Annotated in this window: 11 protein-coding genes and 2 pseudogenes; 5 read left to right on the top strand and 8 right to left on the bottom strand. The window is 67.7% G+C overall.

Translation table 11 applies throughout. The annotated features are described in order from the left end of the window. Window positions 1-208: hypothetical protein (locus ACWELQ_RS28015; protein WP_452400026.1), on the bottom strand; the 208-nt coding region annotated here is incomplete at its 3' end. Between the two features lie 30 nt (window positions 209-238). Between ACWELQ_RS28015 and ACWELQ_RS28020 the strand changes: the two genes are divergently transcribed. Further along, window positions 239-754, top strand: coding sequence for a hypothetical protein (locus ACWELQ_RS28020; RefSeq protein WP_452400027.1), 516 nt, complete (start codon window positions 239-241; stop codon window positions 752-754). Window positions 755-770: 16 nt separating this feature from the next. Next, on the top strand, window positions 771-1,109 hold the full coding sequence (locus ACWELQ_RS28025; protein ID WP_452400028.1) for a hypothetical protein: 339 nt from the start codon (window positions 771-773) through the stop codon (window positions 1,107-1,109). 12 nt (window positions 1,110-1,121) lie between these two features. On the opposite strand, the gene ACWELQ_RS28030 is transcribed toward ACWELQ_RS28025, so the two are convergent. Then, the gene (locus tag ACWELQ_RS28030; RefSeq protein ID WP_452400029.1) at window positions 1,122-2,291 is read right to left on the bottom strand and encodes a thiolase family protein; all 1,170 of its coding nucleotides are present in this window, start codon (window positions 2,289-2,291) and stop codon (window positions 1,122-1,124) included. A 93-nt stretch (window positions 2,292-2,384) separates the two neighbouring features. Between ACWELQ_RS28030 and ACWELQ_RS28035 the strand changes: the two genes are divergently transcribed. Beyond that, on the top strand, window positions 2,385-2,894 hold the full coding sequence (locus ACWELQ_RS28035; RefSeq protein WP_452400030.1) for a winged helix-turn-helix transcriptional regulator: 510 nt from the start codon (window positions 2,385-2,387) through the stop codon (window positions 2,892-2,894). A 48-nt stretch (window positions 2,895-2,942) separates the two neighbouring features. On the opposite strand, the gene ACWELQ_RS28040 is transcribed toward ACWELQ_RS28035, so the two are convergent. Next, window positions 2,943-4,013 (bottom strand): ABC transporter ATP-binding protein, encoded by a 1,071-nt coding sequence (locus tag ACWELQ_RS28040; RefSeq protein WP_452400031.1) that lies wholly within the window; start codon window positions 4,011-4,013, stop codon window positions 2,943-2,945. A 198-nt stretch (window positions 4,014-4,211) separates the two neighbouring features. Between ACWELQ_RS28040 and ACWELQ_RS28045 the strand changes: the two are divergent. Both ACWELQ_RS28045 and ACWELQ_RS28050 read left to right on the top strand, forming a co-directional pair. Then, window positions 4,212-4,877: pseudogene (locus ACWELQ_RS28045) on the top strand (LLM class F420-dependent oxidoreductase); the annotation flags it as partial. Further along, window positions 4,847-4,969: pseudogene (locus ACWELQ_RS28050) on the top strand (D-aminoacyl-tRNA deacylase); the annotation flags it as partial. The pseudogenes ACWELQ_RS28045 and ACWELQ_RS28050, both read left to right, overlap by 31 nt. Here the strand turns inward: ACWELQ_RS28050 and ACWELQ_RS28055 are convergent. From ACWELQ_RS28055 to ACWELQ_RS28075, 5 genes are all read right to left on the bottom strand, one after another. Further along, window positions 4,966-5,784 (bottom strand): SDR family NAD(P)-dependent oxidoreductase, encoded by an 819-nt coding sequence (locus tag ACWELQ_RS28055; protein ID WP_452400032.1) that lies wholly within the window; start codon window positions 5,782-5,784, stop codon window positions 4,966-4,968. The pseudogene ACWELQ_RS28050 and the gene ACWELQ_RS28055 overlap by 4 nt on opposite strands. Before the next feature lie 52 nt (window positions 5,785-5,836). Next, a complete protein-coding gene (locus ACWELQ_RS28060; RefSeq protein ID WP_452400033.1) occupies window positions 5,837-6,001 on the bottom strand; it encodes a hypothetical protein in 165 nt (54 codons plus the stop codon). Between the two features lies 1 nt (window position 6,002). Beyond that, entirely contained in the window at window positions 6,003-6,989 is a 987-nt protein-coding gene (locus tag ACWELQ_RS28065; protein WP_452400034.1) for a DUF6585 family protein, read from the bottom strand. Between the two features lie 67 nt (window positions 6,990-7,056). Beyond that, the gene (locus ACWELQ_RS28070) at window positions 7,057-8,541 is read right to left on the bottom strand and encodes a YncE family protein (RefSeq protein ID WP_452400035.1); all 1,485 of its coding nucleotides are present in this window, start codon (window positions 8,539-8,541) and stop codon (window positions 7,057-7,059) included. Further along, window positions 8,538-9,268: hypothetical protein (locus tag ACWELQ_RS28075; RefSeq protein ID WP_452400036.1), on the bottom strand; the 731-nt coding region annotated here is incomplete at its 5' end. The genes ACWELQ_RS28075 and ACWELQ_RS28070, both read right to left, overlap by 4 nt.

Genomic DNA, 9,268 nt, shown 5'->3' on the forward strand with positions numbered 1-9,268 from the left:
GCTCGATCCGCCGGATCAGCGTCGCGAGCCGGGCACTGTCGTTCAATTCCCCGTAGTGGGTGAACAGTCGGCCCGAGGCGGCAGGCAGGCCCCGCCCCGGCCACCGGGTGGCGCGGGGGGCGTACCCGGTGCACCGGCGGCCCGTGGCGGATGGCAGCCCGGCGAGGTAGCCGCCGCGAATCCGCCCCTCGGCGGCGGACCGGGCCACCCGAACACGGGCTCGAATTACCCACCGGTCGTGGAAGTCTCGCCCGAGGTGTGGGCTGCGGCCGGACCGCAGGACGCGCCGGGCTCCGGGCAGTCCTTCGGCGAGAACGATCTGACCATGCCGTCGAAGCTGCCGCCCGCGGAGGCGGCCGCGGCGGCCCTGCCCAAGGCGGCCGCCGATCGTAAACCGCTGCGTGGCAAGGACGTTCTGGTGGCGACGCTGCTGTGCCTGGTCGGCGTGGCGGTGTCGTTCGGGTGGGCCTACGACCTGCTCTCCAAGCTCTCGGATCTGGTCCACAATCGCTGCACGGTGCAGTTGGGGCCGCCCGCCGCGAAGTGCGTGCTGATCCGCCCGCCCTCCTCGGCGCTGTGGGGCCTGCTGATCGGTGGCGGCGGGACGTTCCTGGTGTTGATCGTGGCGATAGTCCTGACCTCGGTGGCGGCGATGACCGGCCGCCGGGCCTGGCTGTGGCCCGCCATCGCGCTGCCGATCATCGCCCTCGCGGGCGGAGCCGGGCACATCCTGGTGGCCACCGCCATCAACTGACCGGCATCCTGAAGGGGTGGCCGGATGGCGGCGGCCCCCGATCGCGGTCGCGGATTTCCTTGCCACCGTGGTGATCTACGCCGTGGCATGCGCGGCGGCTTGGACGGTGGCAGGCTTCATCCCGGCTTACCGCACCCTGTTCCCACCTACCGCGAACACCCGCTACCTCCCTCTGGCCGACGCCGTCGCCTGGCTCGGCATCGCCCTGACCATGCTCCTGGTCCTGCTGTGGACGATCCGCGCGATCTCCCAGCACCAGAGAGCCTGGACCACGGCCCTCGTGGCCTTCCCCCTATTGGCGGAATCCTGGTTGCTCGGCCTGCTCACCGCGATCGTCGTGGTGAGCAGGCCATAACGGTGCCGCGGATCAGAGGCGTTCGTAGAGGGTGGCGTTGGCGAGGCCGCCTGCCTCGCACATGGTTTGCAGGCCGTAGCGGGCGCCGCGGTCGTGCATGGCGTGGACCAGGGTGGTGGCGAGGCGCGCGCCTGAGGCACCCAGCGGGTGACCGAGGGCGATCGCGCCGCCGTTGACGTTGACCTTGGACATGTCCGCGCCGGTTTCCTTGGCCCAGGCCAGGACTACCGAGGAGAACGCCTCGTTGACCTCGAACAGGTCGATGTCGGCGAGGTCGAGGCCGGAGCGCTGCAACAGCTTTCGAGTCGCGGGGATGACGGCCGTCAGCATGAGCAGCGGGTCGTCGCCCGCTACGGCGAAGCTGTGTACGCGGGCCAGCGGGCGCAGTCCGAGTTGGGCGGCGCGTTCGCTGGTCATGATGAGGGTGGCGGCGCTGCCGTCGTTGATGGGGCTGGAGTTGGCGGCGGTGATGTTCCAGTTGATCTGCGGGAAGCGGGCGGCCATCTCGTCGCTGTAGAAGGCGGGGCGCAGCGCGCCGAGCGTCTCCAGGGTGCTGCCGACCCGGATGCCCTCGTCCACCGACAGCCCGCCGTAGGGGCTGAGCTGGGCCTCGAAGGCTCCGGCCTTGGTCGCGGCGGCGGCCTTCTCGTGGCTGGCCAGGGCGAATTCGTCGAGCTGGGTGCGGCTCAGGCCCCACTTGGCGGCGATGAGTTCGGCGCTGATGCCCTGCGGTACCAGGCCCTCGGGATAGCGTTCGGCGAACCCGACGCCCGCGATGTCCTCCGCGCCGATCACATTGGCGCCCATGGGAACCCGGCTCATGGATTCCACGCCCGCCGCCACCACGATGTCGTACGCGCCCGCGATGACGCCCTGGGCGGCGAAGTGGATGGCCTGCTGGCTGCTGCCGCACTGGCGGTCGACGGTGGTGGCGGGCACCGATTCCGGATATCCGGCCGCCAGTGCCGCGCGGCGGGTGAGGTTGGAGCCCTGCTCGCCGACCTGGGTGACCACGCCGCCGATCACATCGTCGATCAGCGCGGGATCGATCTCGGTGCGCCGCACCACTTCCCGGAGGCTGTACGCGAGCAGATCGGCGGGGTGGGTGCCGTGCAATCCGCCGGTGGCCTTGCCCTTGCCGATGGGGGTGCGGACCGCTTCGACGATGACTGCGTCTCTCATGACGTTCCTTCCGGAGCCTCTAGCTTCATTGCTATATAGCTAGCGTAGAAGCTGGCAATAGTGAGAGCAAGCCAGGTTGGTATGATGTACGCCATGTCGGCAGTGATGGAAGGAAGGCTCAGCGACCTGGGCTCGTGGACGACCGAGGGCTGCTCCATCGCCAAGGCGATGGACATCGTCGGCACCCGCTCGGCGATGCTCATCCTGCGCGAGAGCTATTACGGGACGACGCGGTTCGACGGCTTCGCGGCACGCGTGGGGATCACCGACGCCGCCGCGTCGAGCGCGCTGCGCAAACTGGTGGAGGCGGGGCTGCTGGAGAAGCGGCCATACCGCGAAGAGGGTAAACGCACTCGGAACGAGTACGTGCTCACCACAATGGGTTTGGATCTGCTGCCCGCGGTGGTCGCGCTGTGGCAGTGGGGCGACAAATACCTGCAGGACGGAACCGCGCCGCTGCAACGACTGGAGGATTCGACCGGCGAACCGGTCACGGTCGAACTTCGCAGCGCCTCGGGAAACCAAGTGCCCCTGGAGAACCTGCGGGTCCGGGTGAACGACGAATGGCGGCGGAAGCAACGCCGCCGGCGCGGCGGCGAATAAAGGGGTCCGGCGGCTGTGCCGCCGGACCCCCTTCGCGCTGACCAGAGGTCAGTTCAGGCGACGCCCGTCCTCCGGGTGGAAGAAGTAGGTGTGGTCCGCGTCCGCGACGAGCGCCAGGCGGGTGCCCTTGGCGGGCGGGTTGCGCCAATCCGCGCGCGCCACAATGGTTTCCCCGTCACCGGCGGTGCGTCCGTAGATGTAGGCGTCGGAACCGAGCTCCTCGACCACATCGACTTCCATCGCGATGCCCGCGCCGTCGCCGACCGGCTCCAGGTGTTCGGGCCGGATGCCGACCACCACGTTCTCACCGGTGGCCGCGGCCACCGAGCGCGGCAGCGGCAGCGGGCAGCCGCCGAGGATGACCGAGCCATTGCCCACTGGCAGCGTGAACAGGTTCATGGCGGGCGACCCCATGAAGCCCGCGACGAACAGGTTGGCCGGATTGCGGTACAGGTCGCGCGGCGAGGCGCACTGCTGCAGCAGTCCGTCCTTGAGCACCGCGACCCGGTCGCCCATGGTCATGGCCTCGACCTGGTCGTGGGTGACGTAGACGGTGGTGGTGCCGAGCCGGCGCTGCAACTGGGCGATCTGGGTGCGGGTCTGCACGCGCAGCTTGGCGTCCAGGTTGGACAGCGGCTCGTCCATAAGGAACACCTGCGGCTGACGCACGATGGCGCGGCCCATGGCGACGCGCTGGCGCTGACCGCCGGACAGCGCCTTGGGCTTGCGGTCCAGATAGGGCTCCAGGTCCAGCAGCTTGGCGGCCTCCAGCACGCGCTGCTGCCGCTCCTCCTTGGAGACCTTGGCCATCTTCAGCGCGAAGCCCATGTTCTCGGCGACGCTCATGTGCGGGTAGAGCGCGTAGTTCTGGAACACCATGGCGATATCGCGTTCCTTGGGCTCGGCGTGCGTGACGTCCTTGTCCCCGATCAGGATTCGACCGCCGCTCACCTCCTCCAGACCCGCGAGCATGCGCAGCGAGGTGGATTTGCCACAGCCGGAAGGACCGACCAGCACCAGGAATTCGCCATCCTCGATCTCGAGATTCAAGGCGTCGACGGCGGGCTTGGTACCGCCGGGGTAGAGCCGGGTGGCCTTGTCGAAAGTCACCGTTGCCACGATTGAAACACTTCCCTTCACCGGCAGGAACGTGCCGGACGATCCGTTGTAGAGGGGTGGACCCAACTCTCGGGACTCCCAGGGGCTTCGCCCCCGAACCCCCGAGGGGACGGCTCCGCGCACGATGTTAAGCGGACCCCGACCGGTGCACACCGGTAGCCTCGAATCGGATCTCCGACCGGCGACGAGGAGTACAACATGAGTCGGCCCGTTCGCATCGGCGTTCAGCTGCAACCGCAGCATGCGCCGAACTATGGCCTGATCAGAGACGCGGTCCGCAGATGTGAGGACGCCGGAGTCGACGTCGTCTTCAACTGGGACCACTTCTATCCGCTCTACGGGGATCCCGAGGGAGCGCACTTCGAATGCTGGACCATGCTGGGCGCGATCGCCGAGCAGACCGAGCGGGTGGAGCTGGGGGCGCTGGTCACCGGCGGCGGCTACCGCAATCCGGATCTGCTGGCCGATATGGCGCGCACCGTGGACCACATCAGCGACGGACGGCTCATCCTCGGCATCGGCGCGGGCTGGTTCCAGAAGGACTACGACCAGTACGGCTACGAATTCGGCACGGCCGGAAGCCGTTTGGCCGGGCTGAAGGAGTCGATGGCCCGCATCGCCGACCGGCTGGCCAAGCTGAACCCGCAGCCGGTGCGCGACATCCCGATCCTGATCGGCGGCGGTGGCGAGCGCAAGACGCTGCGGCTGGTCGCCCAGTACGCCGACATCTGGCACAGCTTCTCCGATATCGACGTGCTGCAGCGCAAGATCGGCATTCTGGGCGAGCACTGCGCCGAAGTCGGGACCGATGCCTCGGCCATCGCGAAGTCGGTGTCCTGGCCGGGCGTGCCGCCCTGCGCGAGCTCGGGGCGACCGTCGTCACCGGGCGGTTCGGGGCGCACATGCAGGTCGAACTCGTCAATGACGGGCCGGTGACCCTGATGCTCGAGGGTTAGCGGACCCATTTCGAGGTGAGGCCCGCGACGATGGAGCCGTCGAGGTCCGACAGGCTGTCGGCGACGAAGGCGCGGGCGAAGTCGGAAGTCTGCCAGCGGAATACGACGGGGTAGGCGGTCAGGGCGGACAGGACCACCTCGGCTACCTGGTCGGCGGTTTGGGCGGTGCTGTAGGCGCCTCGGGTGCGGTTGATGTAGGCCTCGAGGGCGGGGGCGTAAGGCCCGGCGGCGCTGATCGCGGTGGGGATGTCGACGCGGGCGTTGTTGACGAATTCCGTTGTGACCGCGCCGGGTTCGATGACGCTGACGCCCACGCCGACCGTGGCGGCGACCGGTTCCAGGCTTTGCATGAAGCCCTCGACGGCGAACTTCGCGGCGCAGTACGCCTCGTTGAACGGCTGGCCGACCGCGCCGCCGACACTGGTCACCGTCACCACGCGGCCCTTCGAGGCGCGCAGCAGCGGCATGGCGGCCTTGGTCGTCTCGACCACGCCGAAGAAGTTGACCTCCATGGCGCGGCGGATATCCGCCATGGGCAGGTGCTCGACGGTGCCCAGCACCGAGACTCCGGCATTGTTGACCAGCGCGTCCAGGCGGCCGTAGTCGGCGGCCACGCCCGCCAGGCAGTCGGCGACCGAGTTCGGGTCGGTCACATCCAATTGCCGCACGTCCGCGCCGGTTTCCCGGACCGGACCGGCCTTGTCCATGCTGCGCAGCGTCGCCACGGTCCGATATCCGGCCCGCATCGCGGCGGCCGCCACCGCCAGCCCGATCCCCGTGGAAGTGCCCGTGATGAGAACAACCTTGTCGGTCATGTCCCCATCGAACCAGACCCGGCCCCGGCGGCCCAGCGCCACGCCCGACCGATCAGGATTCCCGGGCCGGGGTGAGCAGGGCGGCGGTCAGGCCCAGGCCGCCGAGGACGAGGATCAGGATCGGCCACCAGACGCTGGTGGTCAGGATCAGCGCCAGGATGCCCAGTGCCAGGGTGAACACGGCCGTGATCAGGCTGCGGATATCGCGGTTCTTCATGTCACTTCCGGGCCGTGAGGATGTTGGCGTTGCAGACGTCGCGGATGGCCAGGGTGGCGTCGTCGAGTTCTTCCGGCTTGACCCAGTGGAAGCCGGAACCGGTGAACTTGCCCAGCTTGTCGCCGTCGGCGCGTACCGCGGACTGCTGGTCGCCACGGTAGTTGTGGGCGGCGTCGCGGAGGTTCTTCACCGGATCGGTGAGTTCGACGCTCGCCTTCTCCACCGCGGAGTACTTGTCGCACAGTTCGGTTCGATCCACCGGCCAGCTGCTCACGCAGGCGATGGTGAACGCGATCACGGCGACCGCCGCGAACGCGGTGTTCCAGGCACGTACCGCGAGGCGGCGGCTGAACACCTTGCCCGCGGACTCGGGGAGGTCCGGGACCAACTGGTGCACGAGGAACTGGAACAGCAGGAAATTCGGGAACTTCTCGACGCTGTTGGTTATCCGGGTGTCCTCGCCCGCCTCGATGATCACCTGCCCGGCCTTCACCCGGAAGCCGCGAAGCTGCTGCAACGCAAAGGTTTTCTTCCCGGTCCCGGCCTGCGTGGCGGTCAGCCACCACGGCCCGAACTCCAATCTTCCACCGCCACGCAAGGTTTCGAGCGCCCCGGCCGCTTGCCGCGACGCGATCCCCTCCACCAGCGCCGGACCCCACTCCTCCGGACAGCACAGCGCCTCGGTCAACAGCATCTCCGCCCCGAGCACATCCGTCACCCGATAGTGATGCGTGGTCCCCGTATGCGTCCCATTCCTGCTGTGCCGCACAATCTTCTGCGTCACCCGGGCGATGTCGTTGCGCACCACCCGGATCTGCTGCCCGGCCAGCACCACCACCGCACCGTTGTCATACAGATCCAGCCGCATCCCGATCTTGCGAGCCAGATGATAATTCCGATGCGCCCCGAGCTCACACTCCCCCGCCGCCTGCCCGATCCGCCGCATCAACTCCGGGTCATTCCCCACATCGGCACCCAGACCGGCCACACCCACTCCTAGCTCGACCCCATTCGCGGCCAACCGTAACGGCACCCCCGCAACCGCGCCAGCCGAACTACGCGGGAGCGGGGATGAAGGTCACCGTGTCGCCGATCAATGCGTAAACGACGTGCGATCGAGGATCGACAGCCGATCCCACCAGCATCTTCATGCCGGTCTCGACGGTGGGTGCGAGCACGCGCGTCGACGTGTCGAAAACCCGCAAACGATAACCGCTACCGCCAGTTTCGACGATGTAGGCGCGGTGCTTCTCCGGATCCACGGTGATCGCGCCGAAGTCGCTGCCCCTGATCGTCTGAACCACACTGTTCGATGCCAGATCGAGCACATAGAGCTGGTTGATATCGGTGACCACCGCGGTGTTGGTGGCGAAGTCCACCGCCATGGACTGCGGGCCGTTCGACGGGACGACCAGTCGCCGGGTGACGCGGTGCGAGGCCAGATCGAATACGAGCAAGCCGTATTCGGTGTTCCGCTCCGGGTAGTACCCACCCAGGATGTACGCCGTGCGGCCGGTCGGATCGATGGCGATCTGCCCGGCATCGCTGCCCACCTCGACCGAATCCACCACGGTCGCGGACTGGGGGTCGATCACCGAAACCGTCGCCGCCGCATTGAAGTTCACGACCTTCGGGTCCTGCTGATACCCCTGGAACAGGTTGTTCGTGACATACACCCGATGGCTGACCGGGTCGACGGCGACTCCGGCCGACTCCTCACCGGTGGCGATCGAAGTGACCACGCTGTTCGTGATGGTGTCGACGATCGACAGCGAGCCCCGAACCGCGGGCTTGGCCTCGCGATCACCCTTCCCCACCCCGTACAGCATGTGCAGTACCGGATCGATCGCGATCCCGGCCAGCACATCCGGGAAAGCGATCTTGGCGACCACGGTGCGAGTCGTGACATCCACGACGGCCACCGTCTTGGCCATGTCGTTGGCCACGTACAACCGATTCGCCGCGGGATCGAGCACCGCCTGTTTGGTGCCCTCCGGCCCCACTACAACCGACGGGTAATCCAGACCGTCGACCTTGGCGCTCCCCCCACGCCCCAACGTCACCACCCCGACAACCACGACGAGAACAACCGCCACCACCGCCGCGATGATCATCCCCAGCCGTGCGCCCGAATTCGAGCGCGGAACCGGCGGTACGGAGACCTGCTGTTGCAACGGTGCCCGCACGCGCTGATCCGCGCACAGTGGGCGGAGTGCCTGCTGCACCAACGGGTTGCGCGCGGCATCACCCGAGAGATACAGGGTGTGCAGGTCGTTCGGGGAGGTGATGCCCGCGGATCGCAGGACATCCACCACCGCCGAAACCACAGCGGGCAAGCCGGATTCCGTCAGATCAGTAGCCGAAACCGGTGGCAGACCCCGGGAATCGGATACCTGGACGGAACCGTCCGGGGACACGATCAGCAACGCCGCGGTCAGGGAATCCGGGGCGAAGTCGATCAACGCGATGCGGGAACCCGGCGGGGCCAGAGCGATTCCCGCGGAGACAGCGGACGGGTCGGAGTGTGCGTCGGTTGTCATTTGTGCCAGTAGTTGTCGGGGCCGGCCTTTTGGACGATGGCCTTGGCGGGGGGATCTATCCACTCGTCGACGGTTGGGTTGCGGGACAGGCTCAGGTACAGGGCGGTTGACTGGTAGACGTAGCGGTGTTGTTGGGAGCCGTATTCGCTGCGGCGGGCGCGGCTGGGGTTGTTGTTGCAGACGTCGGCGCCGACGCCGTCGTGGGGGCACCAGATGGACCAGTCCTGGGTTTGGTCCATCATCGCCTGGTACATCCGGTTCGCGTCGGCGGTGGTGGCGAAGGCCAGGACGTCGACCGAGACGAGGATCTGGTTGGAGTCGTCGATGTAGGAGCCCGCTACCTGCTGGGTGCAGTTGTAGCTGCGCAGAATCGATTTCACGTTCGCCGACATGTCGGGGGTGATGCAGTCCATGACGCCGCTGGAGCGGAGGGTGTATTGGACGTTCTTGCTGTCGCGGAAGGATTGCGGGAGCAGGGCGCTCGGGAGGAACGGGGTCTTATCGGTGGCGGCCGCGTCCAGGGTGTTCGGGTTGAACGGCGGCGTCGTGGAAGTGGGCGTGCTGTAGGTGTTGTAGGTGTACGGCGTGTACGTGGACTTCGCGTCCGAGCTGCCGTGGTCGTCACCGTTCGTAGCGCGTACGCCCAGGACCACCACGGCGATCGAAGCGACCGCCGCCGCGGCGATCCCGGCGATCCTGCCGCCCGAGATCCGCTGCGGCTGTGGCG

This window comes from Nocardia sp. NPDC004722 (assembly GCF_053601505.1).

Coding starts and splice junctions, on each gene's coding strand:
- ACWELQ_RS28030 (WP_452400029.1), bottom strand. CDS start 2,291: ATGAGAGACGCAGTCATCGTCGAAGCGGTCCGCACCCCCATCGGCAAG.
- ACWELQ_RS28035 (WP_452400030.1), top strand. CDS start 2,385: ATGTCGGCAGTGATGGAAGGAAGGCTCAGCGACCTGGGCTCGTGGACG.
- ACWELQ_RS28055 (WP_452400032.1), bottom strand. CDS start 5,784: ATGACCGACAAGGTTGTTCTCATCACGGGCACTTCCACGGGGATCGGG.
- ACWELQ_RS28060 (WP_452400033.1), bottom strand. CDS start 6,001: ATGAAGAACCGCGATATCCGCAGCCTGATCACGGCCGTGTTCACCCTG.
- ACWELQ_RS28070 (WP_452400035.1), bottom strand. CDS start 8,541: ATGACAACCGACGCACACTCCGACCCGTCCGCTGTCTCCGCGGGAATC.